This window comes from Candidatus Nitrosocosmicus franklandus, from assembly GCF_900696045.1.
In the GTDB taxonomy this organism is placed as follows: domain Archaea; phylum Thermoproteota; class Nitrososphaeria; order Nitrososphaerales; family Nitrososphaeraceae; genus Nitrosocosmicus; species Nitrosocosmicus franklandus_A.
The window spans coordinates 2,492,746-2,511,598 of sequence record NZ_LR216287.1 but is presented as its reverse complement, the minus strand read 5'-3'; the positions used below and the strand labels follow the sequence as shown (position 1 = coordinate 2,511,598).

Annotated in this window: 17 protein-coding genes and 1 pseudogene; 9 read left to right on the top strand and 9 right to left on the bottom strand. The window is 32.2% G+C overall.

Annotation, left to right across the window (positions count from 1 at the left end; genetic code table 11):
* Positions 1-193: 193 nt before the first annotated feature.
* The 3 genes and pseudogenes from NFRAN_RS11755 to NFRAN_RS14525 form a co-directional block, all read right to left on the bottom strand.
* Complete coding sequence (locus NFRAN_RS11755; protein ID WP_134485160.1) at positions 194-763, bottom strand: hypothetical protein; 570 nt, start codon at positions 761-763, stop codon at positions 194-196.
* A gap of 83 nt (positions 764-846) precedes the next feature.
* On the bottom strand, positions 847-1,836 hold the full coding sequence (locus tag NFRAN_RS11750; RefSeq protein ID WP_134485159.1) for a cupredoxin domain-containing protein: 990 nt from the start codon (positions 1,834-1,836) through the stop codon (positions 847-849).
* A 752-nt stretch (positions 1,837-2,588) separates the two neighbouring features.
* Positions 2,589-2,884, bottom strand: a pseudogene (locus NFRAN_RS14525) (putative quinol monooxygenase).
* Positions 2,885-3,340: 456 nt separating this feature from the next.
* Between NFRAN_RS14525 and NFRAN_RS11740 the strand changes: the two are divergent.
* Positions 3,341-3,712 carry a DUF6766 family protein gene (locus tag NFRAN_RS11740; protein WP_320410598.1) on the top strand — a complete coding sequence of 124 codons (372 nt, stop codon included), beginning with the start codon at positions 3,341-3,343 and terminating at the stop codon, positions 3,710-3,712.
* Positions 3,713-4,663: 951 nt separating this feature from the next.
* Here NFRAN_RS11740 and NFRAN_RS14010 read toward each other — a convergent pair.
* The gene (locus NFRAN_RS14010; RefSeq protein ID WP_172602329.1) at positions 4,664-4,834 is read right to left on the bottom strand and encodes a hypothetical protein; all 171 of its coding nucleotides are present in this window, start codon (positions 4,832-4,834) and stop codon (positions 4,664-4,666) included.
* 101 nt (positions 4,835-4,935) lie between these two features.
* Positions 4,936-5,250: a hypothetical protein gene (locus tag NFRAN_RS11735; RefSeq protein WP_134485157.1), complete on the bottom strand. Its 315-nt coding sequence runs from the start codon at positions 5,248-5,250 to the stop codon at positions 4,936-4,938.
* A gap of 1,067 nt (positions 5,251-6,317) precedes the next feature.
* Here NFRAN_RS11735 and NFRAN_RS11730 point away from each other — a divergent pair.
* The 4 genes from NFRAN_RS11730 to NFRAN_RS11715 all read left to right on the top strand — a co-directional run bounded on the left by NFRAN_RS11730 (position 6,318) and on the right by NFRAN_RS11715 (position 10,182).
* Positions 6,318-6,638 (top strand): DUF2795 domain-containing protein, encoded by a 321-nt coding sequence (locus NFRAN_RS11730; protein ID WP_134485156.1) that lies wholly within the window; start codon positions 6,318-6,320, stop codon positions 6,636-6,638.
* Positions 6,639-7,751: 1,113 nt separating this feature from the next.
* On the top strand, positions 7,752-8,357 hold the full coding sequence (locus NFRAN_RS11725) for a DDE-type integrase/transposase/recombinase (RefSeq protein WP_134483527.1): 606 nt from the start codon (positions 7,752-7,754) through the stop codon (positions 8,355-8,357).
* Between the two features lie 219 nt (positions 8,358-8,576).
* Positions 8,577-8,825 carry a hypothetical protein gene (locus tag NFRAN_RS11720; RefSeq protein WP_134485155.1) on the top strand — a complete coding sequence of 83 codons (249 nt, stop codon included), beginning with the start codon at positions 8,577-8,579 and terminating at the stop codon, positions 8,823-8,825.
* A 1,150-nt stretch (positions 8,826-9,975) separates the two neighbouring features.
* A complete protein-coding gene (locus tag NFRAN_RS11715) occupies positions 9,976-10,182 on the top strand; it encodes a hypothetical protein (protein ID WP_134485154.1) in 207 nt (68 codons plus the stop codon).
* Positions 10,183-11,389: 1,207 nt separating this feature from the next.
* On the opposite strand, the gene NFRAN_RS11710 is transcribed toward NFRAN_RS11715, so the two are convergent.
* On the bottom strand, positions 11,390-12,739 hold the full coding sequence (locus NFRAN_RS11710) for an APC family permease (protein ID WP_134485153.1): 1,350 nt from the start codon (positions 12,737-12,739) through the stop codon (positions 11,390-11,392).
* A gap of 815 nt (positions 12,740-13,554) precedes the next feature.
* Between NFRAN_RS11710 and NFRAN_RS14005 the strand changes: the two genes are divergently transcribed.
* Positions 13,555-13,719 carry a hypothetical protein gene (locus NFRAN_RS14005; protein ID WP_172602328.1) on the top strand — a complete coding sequence of 55 codons (165 nt, stop codon included), beginning with the start codon at positions 13,555-13,557 and terminating at the stop codon, positions 13,717-13,719.
* Positions 13,720-13,893: 174 nt separating this feature from the next.
* On the top strand, positions 13,894-14,385 hold the full coding sequence (locus tag NFRAN_RS11705; protein WP_134485152.1) for a hypothetical protein: 492 nt from the start codon (positions 13,894-13,896) through the stop codon (positions 14,383-14,385).
* A 338-nt stretch (positions 14,386-14,723) separates the two neighbouring features.
* Here the strand turns inward: NFRAN_RS11705 and NFRAN_RS11700 are convergent, their stop codons facing one another.
* The 3 genes from NFRAN_RS11700 to hflX form a co-directional block, all read right to left on the bottom strand.
* A complete protein-coding gene (locus NFRAN_RS11700) occupies positions 14,724-15,710 on the bottom strand; it encodes a magnesium transporter CorA family protein (RefSeq protein WP_134485151.1) in 987 nt (328 codons plus the stop codon).
* A gap of 80 nt (positions 15,711-15,790) precedes the next feature.
* The gene (locus tag NFRAN_RS11695) at positions 15,791-16,087 is read right to left on the bottom strand and encodes a hypothetical protein (RefSeq protein ID WP_134485150.1); all 297 of its coding nucleotides are present in this window, start codon (positions 16,085-16,087) and stop codon (positions 15,791-15,793) included.
* 172 nt (positions 16,088-16,259) lie between these two features.
* Complete coding sequence (gene hflX, locus NFRAN_RS11690; protein ID WP_134485149.1) at positions 16,260-17,360, bottom strand: GTPase HflX; 1,101 nt, start codon at positions 17,358-17,360, stop codon at positions 16,260-16,262.
* A gap of 113 nt (positions 17,361-17,473) precedes the next feature.
* Here hflX and rimI point away from each other — a divergent pair, with 113 nt between their 5' ends.
* Together rimI and NFRAN_RS11680 are read left to right on the top strand one after the other, a co-directional pair.
* Positions 17,474-17,971, top strand: coding sequence for a ribosomal protein S18-alanine N-acetyltransferase (gene rimI / locus NFRAN_RS11685; protein WP_134485148.1), 498 nt, complete (start codon positions 17,474-17,476; stop codon positions 17,969-17,971).
* A gap of 587 nt (positions 17,972-18,558) precedes the next feature.
* Complete coding sequence (locus tag NFRAN_RS11680) at positions 18,559-18,849, top strand: winged helix-turn-helix domain-containing protein (protein WP_172602327.1); 291 nt, start codon at positions 18,559-18,561, stop codon at positions 18,847-18,849.
* Positions 18,850-18,853: the final 4 nt, after the last annotated feature.

Genomic DNA, 18,853 nt, shown 5'->3' with positions numbered 1-18,853 from the left:
AAGATGATTGGAGTCGAATTAGGTATTTCACATACAATTTGAAAATATATCAAAAGAGTATGTGTTTCTCTCAATAGTAAACATTATTTTCTCACCCTAAGGTCATATTTGATTGGGTTATCGTCGATCAAATATGATATCGGCAAAAGTAACTATTAAAGTGTTTGGATGTGACTATGATGATTATAATACATTAGTATGGTTTGGGTTGAAATAATTGAGACCAAAAGTCTGTGGCGGGTTGTGGATGAGGTACAGTCAAATCAAAAGAAGCTACTATGAAAGCGATATTACTTTTATAAAACTGTAGTATAATTCGATGTTGTCCATCGTCCGGAAAGATATACTCTAAGTTGAACATACCATCCTTAACGGATTTCTGTGGGAATTTGAATAATCTTCCGTCATGATCAGTAATGGTAGCATTTACCAACAATCCATTCTCAAGGAGGAGGTCGTCCGAAGTCAAATTTCTAATTTCAAAAGAGATTAGAGTCCATTGATCTATGATGGGAATCTTTGGTTCAAGGTTCATTGTGATTTTGAGGTTTTCTCTTTCGCTAATCCAAGTTGTATTGTCTATTATGGGTTCGGTTGTATTGTTATCCTCTACTTGGGCAAACCCTTCATAGAATAAATCAGCTTCGGAGTTGTTGTCATCAACATATAAAGATGTTAGAGAAGGAATTATCGAAAAGAATGAAAAATAACCATAAATGACTATTGAAGCAATCATCATTATTCTGGCGGTATAAAGATTCATAGCACAAATATTCTTCTTCTTGTCATATATAATCCGTACAAATTAAATCTATTTGTTTGAATTATTTTGCATTTCCATGATTGTCAAATCTTTTTCTTTTTATAAAGAATTATTATTATAACTAACGTTATAGGCAAAATTATGATAATGCCGTATACTATGTAAACGAGTGTTAAAGGGGAAAGTAAACTAAAAGTATTGTTTGATACATTTTCAAAATCTGCAGATGATTCATACGGATTTTCATAAACTATTGTCCCAAACTCTACAAATGTATTTTTGTTATCCGTACTTTCAATCCTAATAGTAACCTCCCCAGATGAATTGAAGGCATACGTTCTCGAAGAGGAACCTACCTGAGTGATATCGCTAGTCCTGTATATTTCACTACCATTTTGCAAAATTACAAAGTTGTATGGCCATAAATGTAAGCGAGAGTTTTCAGGATATTCAAAAAAATCCATTATAAAGGTAATGGGTTCATTTGTCATTATGGTTACGGGGGTCCATGATAGACCTATTTCAATCCTATTGTCTTCTGTAAAATTGTAGATAGGAAATTCATCAATCTTGTTTCCAACCTGATCAACGGGATAGGATGGAATACTTGTAGAAGTGTTTCTTACAACAACGGTACCTTCCATCCATGGGTGAATAGTACAGAAATAACTAAATGTACCTGAAGTATTGAATCTAATCGATATAGAGTCGCCTGCTGAAAATAATCCGCTATCGAATAACCCATTTGGTTTTCCTTGTGAATTGGATATTAAACTGTTTAATCCTCCTCCAAGTCCACTTGTTACAGTATGCGGCTCAGTATCGTTATTAACCCATGTTACAGTATCATTTACATTTATTGAGATTACTGTTGGATCATACCATTGCCTTGGGGATAAATTCGTTATATCCACTTCAGGATTTGCAGCCCCCTTGGATATACTGACTACGTTATTGTTGAAAATCTTTTCTTGAGCATATGAAAAAATTTCCTTAGAATCAATCTGTTGAATACTAAAGGAACAAAAGTACGCAAATATGAATAGGAAGAATAATGTATAGAGACCAACCACTTAGATTCCTTATGATTAATATTATTTAAGTAGTGTATGAGTCACTTTCATTGTTAGACGTTGATATAACTATTTGAATATTTTTGTAGTATTTTTTATACTCTACTGGCCGAGAATTTTAATGGTATTATATACATTGATTACAAGAAAGTGAACTTTAATAACAGCATTTAATTATCTTCAATACTCATAACTTTACATGGATTACTGATGATAATAACACAGCAATCCAGGAATCTTGCTTATCTGTTTATTAGAAAAATCTCGGTCTTCAACGAAGGAAATATTGGTGAAAAAAGATGGATTGGACAAGAATAGAATTATTATGGACTTGTTGTGCCAGTTCAATAATTCAAATTCAAATCATGCCTGTTAATTTATGGAAAGAATCCATTAAATTTCAATATCGATAATTAAAACTGTCTTCCTCTTTAAATTTAGAAATATCAATAACACATTGCCTTTAAGCAGCACTGAAGCCAATGATTTGGCAAGATACTTCCATTCTTTTCTGATTCCATTGGGTATATACTTGAAATTAGATTTGCCGTCTTACTTACATGTTCGGTCCAAATAACATGGTCTATACGATTGTTACTAATAGATGTCTTTATGTTTAAACTGATGGTTGAATGACTTGTCCAATTACGCCCTTTACCTGTAGTCAGTTCATTCCGGATATTAACTCAAACGCCCCTAACGAAGGAAAATGCAAGTCACGTTTCACTCTTAAAATTAGGAGAGAAGTCGATTTAAGGAAGTTTAGATGCAATAATGTCTGCCTTCTCAATAGTAGGTGGACTACTAAGTAACTCTGCAGACTTTTCCATTAAAGCAGCGGCAACTTGTCCTGCTAGATGTTCCTGTCTTCCGTTCTCATCGGGAAATGCATCAAATATGCCAAATGTTGTTGGACCCAGCCGAAATGCAAACCACACCGTAGTATTGGACTCTGAACTATTGATAATCCACTTTTGAGAAATTGTTCTACTTCATCTTCCTTGCCCGCTTTTGCTTCCAATCTGACGTATAGTCCTACTTTAACCATGGTCTATATACTTTGAATACGGTGCTTTAAATTATTTTTTATATCTTAGAATCAAAATGGCAATTTATGGTTAATACAATGAACGGTGTTCACAAACTTATGATGATAAGTTGATATGATATCTATTATTGCTCTATGCAATATGTAGATGCTTTAGATATTAAGAGCGAACTAAAATCAGCAAGAAGTTGTCCGGGACATGATTTAGGCATTGTCATTAGTACCCTCATAGTAAAACTGGTCATATCTTTGAAATACTTGGTACTGGACTAATAATGAGTAGTGGATCGTTTCCTTTAAAGGATATACAATATTAGAATAGAGAATTAAAGCCTATTTACCACAAGCATCTGCTTAAAAGACCTGTAATGATAGTAAGTTAATACTGGGTCATTCGTTTTCTTTTTTTGCCAAATTTAGTGTCTAGTATATTTACTTTTCGAACCTTAACTATATATGCATGAGTTCAAAAAAAGAGGATATCTTTATGTGACTCTCATATTTTTTGCGATATCATGGATAATACATGGAGTTACTGCATTTAACCAATTTGCAGACGAACAAAATCAACACCATCAACCCATATTAATGAATGTATTTTGGAATGAATTTGTTAGGCAAACTACAGAAAACTGGCAATCCGAATTTTTACAACTATCGTGGCAGATAGGTGGGCTGATGATTTTGTTTGCGGTAGCATCACCGCAAGATAGGTTAGGGGATCAAAGAAAGGAGAAGATCTTGGAGAAAATATTGGAACTGAGAATGGACACAGAAGAATACAAGCGATTTATGAAAAGTCTTGAGGAAAAATATCCAGAAAAATAAATAGATATTACTATAATACTCATAAATATACGAAGTTAACCAATTCAAACTAGTAAAGCATTCGTATGACCCATTTGTTCAAATGTCATTTCTGCTGATCAATAAATGATGTTATATCATTATTTGTCGTTTAAAGAAATACTTCGAATGCGAAAACGAGAAAAAAGAATAATTGTCGGTAGTTATGAATGCTATCGAAAAGGTTGTGATTATCTATTGACTTTGTTGACCTTATCTTCTTTAATTAAGCTCCAACTTCAAATTGATTGGAGAAAGCAAATACTCAATAGTAAAAAACTGATGAAAAGTTTTCGTGTCAACTTATGGCATATTTATTCTAATAATAATCAAACGAAAAATAATACGAAAAGAATTTAAATCATGGTAACAATTGCCATTTAGCCTCAACTTTAACTAGTCAGCTAGTTTTTGAATATCCTACATTATTTCTCCATTTAGCATAATTTCTTGTATCTATAGTAATTGATCTCAGTCATGAATATTTCAAAGTTGACTTCTGATACTGCATAAGGTCTACGATATTAATCAGCATTTCAAAGTATCAAATTTTGATTAAACTCTTTGTAACACAAGTCAATACCAATTCGAAAATATTTTTCTTTGGTAGTATCTATAGATGGATTCTTTTTTTAAGACCATGACTATTCCTCAAATTTGGTATATACTTACCTTATTTCATCCAGATCTTTTTCTACTTCTGACATTGTGTAAAATGACCTGTTGGAGGCAGATCTTTAATTGTATTAATTATTTCTTTTGAATTAATTTTTACTCGTTTCTTTCTTCATATTTTATTAATTCATATTTTTTTGGTAAATGTATTCCGCCAAGGATTCTTCCAATTGCTGATATTGATGTTGATGCTGATGATTTTGCAGCCACTTTCCCTCCTTTCCACCCTTGCCCTGTACTTCAGATGTTGATAAATCTTTAACGTCTCATCGTGGTTCTATGGGGTATCTCCTTTTTCAGCGGAAATTTCCATGAGAACAATGTTTTCACAGGGATCTTATTCTTGTCTATTTGCAGATTGGACGATAATTCAGTAGTTTTCTCATTTTCAACTTGCTCTTCTATTTGAATTCCCGATTCTTCCTCCACATCTTCTTTCCTAATATCTATTAATCGAAGCTGTGTATTTTCGTAGTTGAGTAAATCTGTAGATCCAATACTTATTCATCTTTCACCCCCAAACATTTGTGTTAGTTTCTCTGGATATTCAGATTTCTTATCTGAGAATCAAGCAAAGACAGTATGTTTATTTCGGGATTCTTCATAGAAATGATGTAACTCGCTTCTCCATGTATTTGAAATTTATTTTGCGATGGATTGAGCCTTTCGGATAACTCTTTTATATTTGCCAATTCCGTATGATTGTCTTGGTTTGAAATAGTGTATTTCCCTTCTCCTGTCGGTATGGCTGTAGGCATTATTCTATCTTGGCCTCTTGTTTTTGTAGAATAGTTTTCAGAAATCAGTAACTCTTCTTGTAGATCACCTACATCTGTAGTAGTCAATACATTGAATGTCTATTTTCTTCCGCTTGGATTGGATTTCCCCTTTTATGATATTGGGAAGTTTTTTTCTACCCAAGAGAAATAGCCGATATATGTTTCTTATATTTTCTTTTTTATTTTGGGTATTGTTTTCTGGAGCAAGGATCATATATAACCTTTGAACGTCCTTTATGATTTCCACTTTTTTGGAATCGACCTTCGGTCGATAAAAGAAAAAGATATCGCGACTTTCAATCACCTTCGAGCTTTTACTCTTATCCGTGGATGACAATTTAACTATTGTTCAACAAGAAATATAAGAGTAAAACGACCTCGGTCTCTGTTGGTATTTACATTTAAAGGATACATTTGTTTTTTATTTTGTTAGGATTTTGAAAGATGATCATGCAGACTAATTCAACATCCAAAGGACTAGTTTCCGTAATAGATTATTACATTAGCTGTCTTATGTTTAGATGGTTCTCTGCTCTATTTATTGTTTGGAAAATAAAACCCAGTCAAACTATCTCTATTGGAACTGATTTTAAGGGTTCTTTGAATAATTGTTGCTTTAAATCGTGTTGTCGTACAAAGCCGAATTCGATATATTTCCTACAAGACGCATAAAATTTGACTGTACTCAAGGATAAGTTAAAGTTTCACCTTGATTTCTCCTGCAATATTATGGATATAATCACTAGATTGAATTCTACTCAATTTAAAAATAATTCTTGTATGTACTACATTGGCAACCTGTCACTTTGCACCTTGGGAGTTCTGAATTCTTGATATGAAGTTTTTTTGAGTGCGAACAATTTTTACATGGTAAATAATCTGTGGGATTGAAAAACCTGATCATGATTAACTACATAACTAATCATATTTAAGATATTTCAAATGGTAAAAGCATTCAATATCATTATTAATTTTCCAGCTTGAGTTAAACCTAGGAACACTATGACATATGAAGATAATTCCATTCGTAGTTAACTAATTGAATGAACAAAAATATTCCGTTTTTATAGTCGGAATGCGCATCAACCTCAGTCAAGTTTACTGGTTAAATAAGTTGTTAGATACTAACTACCATGAACCAATCAAAGAAAGAGCAGATTCCAGAATCACAAGGTCCTGAAAGCCAAACAGGTAAAATAATCAATCAACAAAACGTGACGGAAGGTCAACGAAAAGAGGTAAACGTAGAAAGTTATTCTGGCGTTTCGAAGTTGGCCGATATATTAAAAGATGTTAGTTTTCCTGCACCAAAGAGTAAAATTCTTGACTATGTCGTCCAGAGCGAAGACTTTGATGAAAAGGATAGTATCATAAGTGCATTAAACAAACTCAAGGATAGAACGTATAATGGAGTTTCGGATCTTACTTCCTCCGCTGGGTTAGTGTACAGGTAATTAGAAAAGATGGCGTTGGATTCTACCTGTGTTTGGGTTCTTTCCATCAGCCAAATTCAAGTAACAACTCCTTAACAACTCAACTGCTTTAATTTTCATATAATGCCTCTGAAAACAACCTTAATTTTGACAGATGTCTTTGTATATCCTGTTTTATTTCCAGCCATAAAGCAATCAAATTTTATTAACCGTAATCTTGAGCAAATTTGATATGTCATTCAACTATAGAATACAAAATGTTAGCTTCTTTCCCTTATACAGAAAGTACGTTGTAATTTGTTTTCTAATTTTGTTGTTGGGCTAAGTTTGAACATACTTTTGTCCGACCGATATCATATTTACTGCCGTCCATATTCTATTTATATTGTTACCAAATTAGCAACTAAAATGTTTTTGATTACAAACATGGTTACAATAATACTCCTAACAACATTTAATACCAAACTATAATATTGTTCCTCAAACTATTGGGCACTTTGAAATGGTAGTCTCAAAATACATTGGAGGTCAGCTTATACAGATGAATTGATCTAGATGAGTGATGATTCAAGACGATAACTATATTTGATTTGTTACCATTTGATAATAATACCATATTGTTCACTTTAATTTAAGTAATTTCTTTGTCGTACTTTAGATATCGATATTTCGATTCAAAATGACTAAGAATGGATGTAGATGTGGTATCTTTTACTAATTCTTTTTTGAAAACAGAATATTCTAAAAAATCAAATTTAGTTTTAATTATCTTTTATGGATTTGAAAATGCCCAAATTCAATCTAGAAGACCTTTATAATAATATAACAGATAACAATAAAACAACAAAGATTCTTCTAATTAGATACTCACTGCAAAACAAGATTATAAAAAAATTTTGATTGCATCAAGATACTTGTGAAATAGAAAAAATATAAAGTACCAAAGGATTAGGACAAAGAATTATTTTGAAGTATCGATAGGCTTATCCCTGCAAATAAAGATGTTGTTGAAATATAAATTGAAGCGTATTAGAAAGTATTTGTCTAAACTTTATTTATATAAGAAAGAATTGGATCATCTGGCTCTGTTCATTTAACGATAAACCTATAGCTTGAAGATGTCCTATTTCTTTTATGATTAGCAGAAACAGAACACCTTCAAGGTATGTGTATTATGGCTTACATTTGTACTTTTCAGGTTTATCTTTAAGAAAAGCCTCGGAAAGATTGTCTCAGATGTATAAAAGAAACCATGTCTCCATCTGGAATTGGATTCAAAAATACAGGCCTCAAAAATTGAAAGCATCAAGAAGAAGAATTCTAGAATATATTGTAGACGAGACAATGTTGAAGGTAGGGTCAGAATACATCTGGCTTTGGGTGGCGATAGAGCCTGCAAACAGACAGATCCTCGCACTTTCTATATCCAAAGAGAGAAACATGTTTGTTGCAGAAAGATATCTTTCTAATTTGATCAAAGTTCATGGAAAGCACCCAGTTTCTACAGATGGTGGGACTTGGTATCCCATGGCTTGTCAGTTTCTCAAACTCGATCACCATATTCATTCCTCTTACGAGAAAAGTGTAATCGAAAGAACGATGCAATATATCAAGGATAGAACCGAAAGTTTCGATGACTATTTTCCTTGCAGAGTAAAGAATTGTAAGTTGAAGCATGTACACAATTGGTTGCGGTTATTTATTGACTATCATAACAGAGAAATAAAACATGTTAACTGAACAGAGCCGATCATCTTATTTAGGTCTATAAAACTCTCGAAATACAAATGAATAGTTTATGATTGATATTATTAATCTAGTCCGATGGGGTTATTTCTATAATTTAGGTTCATCTTATCTAATATGTGATTTCGTTCGATTGTGCTAAAAATTGATCGTTGGCATGTTTACAATACATGTATCCATTCTTAAATAATATGTTAAACACTTGCTGTTACGATGACAGATAGAGAATATGAAGAAGGTGCAGCAGGAACAAATAAGAATAGAAATAGTGACCCGTTAAAAGAATATTCCGATAAAGAGCCAATGACACCTGCAAAGCTCAATGAAGGAGAACCGACGGCAGTAAAACGAGATTCTAGTGATCAGAATATAACATCAACAGGTCAAACTGGAACAGAATCGCCTGAAGCACAGGAAGAATACCGCAAAAGAGGTATGACAAAAATAGAAAACGATTCTTAAATTTTGTCTTACTTTAATCCTTTTTTTTGGATCGAGTCAAGACAAAAACTTGAGCTTAATTTGATGTTGTTATTGTAAATATTCGTTGTCAGAAAATTGGATGAAAATTACATAACGTAATATTATTTGAGGACGAAAAGCAATTATCGCGACTGTAAACACGAAAATTATTATAGTTTCTAAAATTTTCCTCCGATATTGTAAATATAAGCAAATTTCTAATAATCTTTCATTATATATTTCTTAAGAACTAACTCTAAAGGAGTTAGTGAATTGACATTTCGAAATTATTAATAAACAATACTCCTTTTTGATAGAGGTATTTTTTTTGTATCATTGTTCAGTTGCAAGGAGAATCTTTCAAGTAATTATATTTTAGGCCTCCACATTTTGGAATTAATAATATTGAACCCTGACTTAAGGTCCAAAACCTGATTTAATATCTTTATCCTTTACTTGTTGTTTTGAATGTGTATTCATGGATTTGTAGAATTTTTGAATCAGATTTATCATTTCGTTTTGATTGTTCCTCTTTTAGATCTGTAACTATTTTTCCTGTAACTTGAATAAGATTCTATAATGGAATTTTGATTTCTTTGTCTAAGTTATTCGTGACTCAATCTCTTAAAATACTAGAATAAATAAAGTTACCTATTGGAGGATTCGCTACAAGGCTGCTTGTAATCGATTCTGAAACTTCGTAAGCAATTAAATAAGGTTTTACGACCATGCTAATTACAGCAAAAAGCTTTTCGTTACTAAATTTTTCTCTATTACCACTCCTTTTTTCAATATTCGACTCAGTGAAAAATCTGAATTTTCACTCATTAGCGTATTATTTTTATGCAAATATAAAAACTCCTAGAGTTTTATCATACAAGTTCTATTCAAGGTTTAGGTTTACAATGGGCAATTCTTCATTAGTTTCTTCAGATAGTTCAATAAATCGAGATCCTAATTGTATGAATAATTTTTCTATACATTACTATAATTAATTATTATCAGGTTTGTTTATCTGTAGGTAAAATATTTTAGCTATCTGATGAATTGTCAAATTGAGAAAATTTTTACTGGAGCGATTTGGCTAACTACATATGTATTAGGAATTCAATTATACTGCGTTATATATCATGATACGTGTTAGTATATCATGAATGCTAAGGAAGTTTTCATGGTTGTCCTTTTTGCAAATATTATTTTGCCAGGAGTCATAATCAATCCTACTCATGCACAGACGCCAACGACTTCAGATCTTCCAATGACAACTATTAACGAAACAAATTCAACTATTGATGTGCTAAATAAGACATTACCTGTTGAAAATGCTACAAAAGTGGTTCCGCCAGTTCCTATGTAAGTACAATCAGTAGCAAAAAGACATGAAAGTAACGCGATTATAATCACTGAGGTCACAATCGATAAAGCTTATAATTTACTTTTTTCTCAATTTATTATTGTTAAAAACAATGTAGCAAAATAATTTTCATGGTAAAAAACATCCTGCCTAAGTGTGAAATTTGTGACGTTCCTGTTACTGATCTTGTTGAGCCGGAAGTGAAGAAAGAAGGTCATATTAAAGAAGGAAAATACATCGATAATGTATGGATTTGCGTTGACTGTATGAAAAAGAAATAAGTTGTGAATGAAGCCTACATGTAAAGTAAAATAAATTTCTCATGTACTGCATATAGGCATTTAGTTGATTTCATGTACGCCTTTTATTTGATAACTTAAAACTTGATATTCTCAAGTTTTTTAGAACATTCATCACAGATTGTATCATGCTCCTTGGAAACAAATAACTTACCACAAGACGAACACTTCACTTTATGATCTTCATACATAGATGATAATAATAAGCTCAACATAGTATTAAACAGCAAACGAGTCCATTGATAAATTCTTATTCCCATATAATATATTTTGAAACACGTTCCCTTGGTTAATTCTTTGATGGGAGTCATCAAACACCGATAAGTGAATGATTATGGAAGGATAGGGTATGTGCTTTATTTAGATTTTGTCTAGCGAACATCAATTTCACACAAATAAGTTGTCATTCGATTTTGGTCTTGCGCTTTTAGTTCTACCTTTACTGACGATAGATCTATCAATCTAATTCGCATGTTAAAAGATATCATCACACATGAATTTTGTATCTTTCATCCTTCTAGATTAAGATATCTTAAGTATGATAATTAATATTCCATATTTCAGTTTCTCTTACAACTAATGATTTAGACAAATGTTGCCTATCAGATAATTATTAACCTTATATAATATTATTGATTAACATTCTGTTACGATATCTTTTCAGTAAACACAATATAAACCCCATTTATAAGATGCTTTAAACTCATGAAATAACCTGAGTTACACTCATAATTTACGTTCCAAAATTTATCAGTTTTGCAAAAGATTTTGAACGTATACCTATCTAGCTTAATATACACTTACATAAGCTTTGACATATTCTTTCTTCTTCTATTACTGATCCTTTTTTTCATTAATAAGCCATATATCATATGGCTTATTAATGAGAATAAAGACGTAAATCCGTCGCACTATTTTCTATATCGATCGATTCCATATCTAATAAGCATCAGGAATACTATTCCTGAGATTACTGTTAATCCAATCATTATAGTGTTTTCATCAAATTGAGAAAGTAGTATCAAAGAAAAAATGATACCTATACTAGCTAATACTGGGAAGCGTTTTATTGTCAACGGTGAGGAAAATGATCTTTCTAATTCTTTCTTTCTATATCTAAGTGCGATCAAAGAAACATTCATCAATATATATACTATAAGCATGTTAAATACAGATACACTCGCAAGTTTAGTAACGTTAGCTTGTAGTACTATTACTAAAAACAGGGAAATCCACATTACTACTAAAATGGCTATCCATGGAGTTTTCCTTTTTCTGTGAATATTTGAAAATACTTTGGGGATTGATAATCCATGTTCCGCAATTCCATATATCATTCTCGAGCTTGCAATAAGTAGCATCAAAACAGTGTTAGCCGTAGCAAATAGGCCAATTACTGAAAGTAAAAAATTGCCAGAGTTGCCGGCTGCTTTTTGAGCGGCAGTAGCCAATGGTGCATCCGACATTGAAAGGATCTCCCAACCAACTAGTCCGATTGTAGATATTGCTATTAAAATATAAATTATTGTGGTTATCCCTATAGAAAGAATTAGTGCTTTGGGTATAACCTTTCGAGGTTTCTTTGTCTCATCGGATAGTGTAACAATATTTTCAAAACCTATGTATGCAAAAAACACAAGCCCTGCTGCAGAAAAAATCATCCATAACTTGTTTGATTCATCTTGCATTGTAGGAAATTCAAAAAAATCTGATTGAAAAATAGATCCAGTATAGAAGGCCAGTCCTATAATAAAAATAAGTCCAAAGATCTCTATGAAGGTAAATGTTAAATTAATTCTGGTAGATTCAGAAATACCCCAAAAATTGATGATAGATAATATAATTATAATTATGATTGCAAAAGTAATAGGAGGAATTGAAGGTATAAATATGGATAAGTATCCCGAAAATCCAACAGCTACGGTAGCTGAGGATGATATGATGGCGAATACTACCAGAAAACCTATTATCGACGCAAGAAAGTTATTGTTAAACGCATTCATTGAAAATAAGTACTCTGCTCCACTGCTTGGAAACAGCGATGCAAGTTCTGCATAAGTTAGTCCAATCAGGATGGCAATTATTGAAGCTATGATAAAAGAAAGCCACATGGCGTTTCCAGCTATTGCTGCCACATCACCTATTATAGTATAAATCCCGGCACCTAATATAAGACCAACACCAAGAATGGTGGCCTCGAATAATCCTAATGTTTTTTTCAAACCTGCGTTGAATTTACTTTCATCCTGAGGTTGCGACATTCTATACTAATAACAGCAGATAAAAGGTTATAGTTTATAGACTATGATGTCATTATTTTTATTTTCTCAGTATTCTTAAATTTAATATAGTAAACAGCTTTTTGTATAATGTATCATGGAATGTTTCTTAACCTATATTTAATCATATATTCTCATGCAGATAATCATGTGATGATAGGGTATCAGTTATTGGACAGCAAAATCGAATCTTTCTATTATTTTATTCTTGCAATTGCGATATAGATCACGTAATTGTAAATGGGATTTTGATACCTATCTAATGAAAAGATCATTTTTCAATAAAGGCTAATTGGATTACACAGTAATTTAAGTAGTTTATAGATCATAAATTCATATTTCTTGGATTTAATTTCTGTTTTAACAATCCATAGTAATCCATAAGGGTCATTTTTTTGGCTCTTCAGACACATAAATAATTTTCGTGATTATAGCTATGTAATTAGAATTAAGTAATAGTTAAACTTATTCGGTATTATGACCATAGAGATAGATGAATTCTATAGAAACATCAAGTGCGATCTATGCAGCAAAATAATTGAACGAAGAATCAAATACTATTATGATAAACCGAATACAGTATTAGTCTCTATTGATGTTTGTATAGAATGTAGCAATCGGAATCGTTTGAAATAGCTAATTAATCATACCATCTACATGTTAATTCCCTCCATGCACTCGTGAATTAGGCTTCAGTAATCTTTTCGCTGTCTACTTTTTCATCGACACAACAACATATGTTGTCCTAGATGATTAAGACAAGATATTAATCCTATCAATGAACAACTATGTTATAAATGAATGACGAAATATTTGGCAAGAAAGATGGTGAGAAAAAACAGACAAAAAAACCATTATGTATTAGGTGCGGTTCTCCAATGGGTCAGCTGTCTGCCTGCCATCTTAAATGCTTAAATTGCGGAGCAGAGTTAACTTGTTCAGACAAGGGTAATTTTTGGTAACCTGATCAAATGTGGTAATGTTGCTAGCTTAATCGTTTGTACTAAATTATTTTTCACTCATCAACCATATTAAATTAAATTCATGTTAATTCGATTACAAATATGATTCGAAAAATTCTCTATAATTCTCAGATCAGGGAAACTAATCCTTTGTATTTTGATGGGCAGGTTATTATGAGAGAAATTTTTAACTCAGATAATAGTAACGATCTTGAAGCCTATTTTGTTGAATTCATTGGCGGTTCTTTAACTACTGTGCATTATCACGAATCTGAACAAATCCTGATCCCTATATCTGGAAATGGAGTTGTAGGAGAATTTACCCTCAAGCCGTCAACCACACTGATCGACCTTTGTTGGGAAAATATTAAATTTCAACCATTAAAGGTTGGCGAAATTGTTTTGATTGAACCTCAGATACTACATATTCATGGTGCGATTCCGGGTCAAACTTTTTCTCATATTGCTATTAGAAAAATGTTCAATCAAAAATACGAAGGAAATCGCGTAGTCTTGACTAGATCTCAAACAATATGGGCTGTTGATTTGATCCAGAAGCTGCTAGGAACTAACGGACACTCCATAGTAATTGATCATCTGAGAAAGGTTTCTGAAAAAATAAATGAAAATGTTGTACCTTGGGTACAAAGTTATAGTTTTGACTAACTACTATTATCTATGATTAACAGAATTTTGGTTAATCTCATTCTCATTATTTTGAATACAATTTCTTGATTATTACATGGGATTTGGCTACCTTAATTGGTAATTATTCGTATGTTTTTGACCCTGATTTTGCAAATTTTTCACTGAATTTCTGGTATGGAGTTAAATTCACGTTGTGTTCCGTCCCTTTGTGCTGTCAAGACCAAGACTTAAAGGGGTACACACGATAGAGAAAAATAAAAGTCAGTTGGGTGTTCACAAGGCTCAAATACTATAACAAAATGACTAGTAATACTTTTGCTATTTTCCAGGATCAAAATAATGAATTATGTAACAAGTTATTTTGTAAGATTATTCATCCAGCCCAGCTTGTTGAAATAATATAGCATTATTATGATTGATCCAATAGAAAAGGACAAAGTCAATATCAACGGCATAAAATCGTATAAATTATAGCTGAAATTAACACTTCCTGGAATAATGATATTCATTCCATAAAATGTACCAACAACTGTTACTGGAATTGATAAAGTAAACAATATGGTTAAGAAACTAAGTATCTTGTTTGTCTTTTCGCTACTTAACATATGATCAGTATCTTTGTAAATTTCAATAGTTTCTTTTGATTCATCTAGTGCCTCGAGTACTTTGGATACATGATCATTGATATCGTTAAAATAAGAAATAAGATCCTCCTCTTCCACATTTGTAGAGAATTTTCTGACGTCTCTTGAGATAAGTTCTAACATGATCCTTTTCAAGGGCACTACAATCCTCCTCAGCGTTGTTATTTCTCTTCTCAATATTGAAATTTCTTTGGCAACTGCAACTTTATCGTCAAATACCGCATCCTCTATATCATCCAGATTACCAATGACTTTCATTAATAGGTGAAGTAAATCATCGACCAAAGCATCCAAAATGGTGTGTAGAAGGTATCCTGGAGAATTTCCCATAATATTCTGTTTGTCTTTTTCGTTATCCGTACTACATGCTTGATATAACTCTGATAATGGTTTAAGATCTCCTTGATGAACTGAAATTAAAAAATCTCGACCAATAAACAATGAAAGTTGGCTAAACTTTGGAGAGGTTTTCTCCTTTTGGGTAGTAGGAAATTGAAGAATTATAAACACATGATCATCATATCGATCAATTTTAGGCAATTGATTTTTAGATAGACAGTCTTCTATGTTTAACTCGTGTAGTGGATATCTTTTTGAAAGAGCGTCCAATTTCTCTCTAGTAGGTTGACCAATATATATCCACTCTAAACCTTTATTTACGACAGGCTTGAGTCCATGCATTTGATTCGGTAGAGCCATGTTATAATCCTGTATAGTTCAATTATTTTAGAATCTCTTACTAATTAATCTATTAGAATATCTAACTGAATATTCGAAAATTATCGTTTAATACGAGTTGGGAATTCAACTAGTTTTTCAGAACTACATCTTAAACACTTTTTTGCCTCTTCTGACCCTAGGCAATTAACATAATAACAATCGCTACATTGCCTGCGCTCGAGTTTAGATCTGAGTTGCACCGTATCGGCATCTAGCTTGCTATCTAACAGACCTTTTTTTTGTAGGATGGGTAAAACCTTCAAGAGAGTATCGCGAATTTCAAGGTCAGTCCATGTCTTATATCTAAAATATTTTTCACCAATAGTCTTGACTATATCTTCAATCTCAAATACCATGGAGATTTCTCCTGAATTATTACTGTTAGATCTAAAAAAATAATCCCTGAGGTACCATTCGAATTCAAAGAGCTTAATATTACTAATATTATTCAAGTATTTCATAACATTTAGAATGAATATCCTATAACTTTTACGACATTTGTCATGTAATGGAGTAATCAATGGTCAATTAAGCATACTTAATGGTGTCTATTCTCTCTTTAATCAATTTGATCAATGATGGTATGTTGTATCCTAATTCAGCAGAAATCGAAATGACTTGGTCCATTCCTTTTGTTATGAATAATTCATTTAATTTATCTTTTATTTCGTTACTCTTTACTTTATCTATCTTGTTTAAGACTAGTATGCATTTGTCAAGTGGAATTTGTAATTGTGCTAATATTTCCATTGAGCTTTTCAGCTTTTTTCTTATTCCAACAGTGTCCTCGCTAAAATCAATAACTAATAGTATAACATCTGCATAATTCAATTCAGATAGTGTGGATTTAAAAGCTTCTATCATGTATGGAGGTAATCTGCTAATAAATCCAATGGTATCCGAAACCAATGCTTTTCTTTCCTCGATAAGGAATGAACGTGTATAAGTAGTTAAAGTAGTAAAAACCTTTTCACTAGTATCTTTCTTTTCTTTGGCCAATAAGTTAAACAATGTGGTTTTTCCAGCAGAGGTGTAGCCTGCAAGGGCGATCAAGGGTAAATTACTACTCAACCTTTGAGTCCTATGTAGAGCTCTCTTTCTCTCCTCTATCTTTAGTTTCTTTTTTAACAGCGTTGTACGTCTCTTGATATCTAATAAATGGACATCAGCGTCATATTTCCCTAGTCCATAGAAACCTGGCTGTTCTCCTAGTTTTGCCAACCTTGTTTTCTCTTTTACTCTGACTATATCATACTTTAGTTGTGCCAATCTTACTTGTATTTTTGATTCATTTGTTGTAGCACGAGCTAAGAATATTTCTAGGATTAATTTTTCTCTGTCTATTACATCTACTTTACACAGTCTTGCTAGATTATACTGTTGACTCGGTTTCAATAATTCATCGAAAATTATTACCTCTATGCTCAATTTTGAGACAATCTCTTTCACTTCCTCTGCTTTTCCTTTTCCAATCCCAAATCTAGATCTCGTAATATTTCTCTGCGATACGGTCTCCATTATCGCATAACCTGCAGATTCAGCAAGGCTTAATGCCTCAGATTTGGAAAACTCGGTTGGATATGTGATTAATAAGGCTTTTTTTCTATTCTCTAAATTTGTAAATTTCATAAATTGCAAACACGGTATTACCTAATCTTGAATAGTTAAATCCATTTGAGTTAACATATCGAAGGCAATACCTTGATAAATTTAAATATTTTGTTTTGGATATTGAATATTGTTTGCAAATAGCATTAAGGAAAGTTAACGGGTATACAATTCGAAGATGTACTTATGAAGACCTGAAAGCGGTTATTGATATAAACCTGAAAACTTTGCCTGAACATTATACAGAATATTTTTTTGAATCTCTCTTGCGCGAAATTCCAGAAGCTTTCATAATAGCAGAAATTAACAATGCGGTCGTTGGGTATATTATGTGTAAGCTGGAATTCGGATTTTCGAATTTTAGAAAATTAGGATTTGTTAAGAAAGGACACGTAGTGTCTATTGCATTGTTACCAGAACACAGAGGGAAAAAGATAGGTGAGGCTTTGATGATCGAAGGAATTAACGGAATTTCATCACGGAAAGGTGATGAGATTTATTTAGAAGTCAGAACAAGCAATGTTTCTGCAATATCATTGTATAGAAAGTTAGGATTTCAAACCAAATCTATTTTAAAATCTTATTATAGAGACGGTGAAGATGCAAATTTAATGGCACTCGAATTGTCATAATCTTAAATAAATCAGTTTTTACTATAAAATAAATATCGGTAAGCTGTCTAGATTTCATTGAATATTTTTGAACCATCCACATTTCTAGCGATCTTTCCTTACTTGTTTATATCTTCATTTCCAATTTTTGGAATTATATTGGTAACATATTGGCTGATCAAAGATAGAAGAAAAGGATTATCGGATAAAACCTGATCGCAGGAGATTCAAGGAGATATAGGTGATGATGCTGATCTGCCTAATCTCCTGCCATCGCAATTTCAAAATATGCTTTTCTTTAAGGAACAAATTTTGATAAGATAATTATCCTATCAGCATAGCAGAAAATAGGTTTTGTATTGAACGTGGAAAATCTTTTACTCAAATGATTACTGATGAGAGACCCCAGGAAGCCATTACCTTGGATATTTGTAGTTAAAATCCTCGACGGGCAACGTCTTTGGATTATGTTTAAAATTATGTGGCAGATTATAATATTCTAACGTCGTCAACAATAAAGCCTCATGAATAATTTTTACTAGATAGTACACTTTTTTTTATATTTCGATTAATTTGCTCGGACCAGAATAAATAACGAAATTCGGTTGTTGGTCGAAGGAAGAGATAGGGGCAAGACAAAATATCGTGATAAGTGTCAGATTTTTTATTTGATCGTAAAGAGTTGTATTGGAAAATCTCAAACCAAAAACAGACTAAGTTATTATAGCTCATATAGACGTCTTAACTATTACTTGGCAGATCTAGTTAGACTAGGTTTGTTGAGATTTGATGAAACACAGCATAGATTTCTGGCTACTCCTAAAGGAAATGAATTTGTAAGAAAATATGATAACATAATTGAATTTGTTCCATCCCTTAAAAGCGACTACGAAATCTAGAAAA

What these genes read in the sequence shown, in the direction of transcription:
- NFRAN_RS11705 (WP_134485152.1), top strand. Translation starts at nt 13,894, where the DNA reads ATGAGAGAAATTTTTAACTCAGATAATAGTAACGATCTTGAAGCCTAT.
- NFRAN_RS11755 (WP_134485160.1), bottom strand. Translation starts at nt 763, where the DNA reads ATGAATCTTTATACCGCCAGAATAATGATGATTGCTTCAATAGTCATT.
- NFRAN_RS11700 (WP_134485151.1), bottom strand. Translation starts at nt 15,710, where the DNA reads ATGGCTCTACCGAATCAAATGCATGGACTCAAGCCTGTCGTAAATAAA.
- NFRAN_RS11715 (WP_134485154.1), top strand. Translation starts at nt 9,976, where the DNA reads ATGAATGCTAAGGAAGTTTTCATGGTTGTCCTTTTTGCAAATATTATT.
- NFRAN_RS11720 (WP_134485155.1), top strand. Translation starts at nt 8,577, where the DNA reads ATGACAGATAGAGAATATGAAGAAGGTGCAGCAGGAACAAATAAGAAT.
- NFRAN_RS11740 (WP_320410598.1), top strand. Translation starts at nt 3,341, where the DNA reads ATGCATGAGTTCAAAAAAAGAGGATATCTTTATGTGACTCTCATATTT.
- NFRAN_RS11695 (WP_134485150.1), bottom strand. Translation starts at nt 16,087, where the DNA reads ATGGTATTTGAGATTGAAGATATAGTCAAGACTATTGGTGAAAAATAT.
- hflX (WP_134485149.1), bottom strand. Translation starts at nt 17,360, where the DNA reads ATGAAATTTACAAATTTAGAGAATAGAAAAAAAGCCTTATTAATCACA.
- NFRAN_RS11710 (WP_134485153.1), bottom strand. Translation starts at nt 12,739, where the DNA reads ATGTCGCAACCTCAGGATGAAAGTAAATTCAACGCAGGTTTGAAAAAA.
- NFRAN_RS11730 (WP_134485156.1), top strand. Translation starts at nt 6,318, where the DNA reads ATGAACCAATCAAAGAAAGAGCAGATTCCAGAATCACAAGGTCCTGAA.
- NFRAN_RS11725 (WP_134483527.1), top strand. Translation starts at nt 7,752, where the DNA reads ATGATTAGCAGAAACAGAACACCTTCAAGGTATGTGTATTATGGCTTA.
- NFRAN_RS14005 (WP_172602328.1), top strand. Translation starts at nt 13,555, where the DNA reads ATGAATGACGAAATATTTGGCAAGAAAGATGGTGAGAAAAAACAGACA.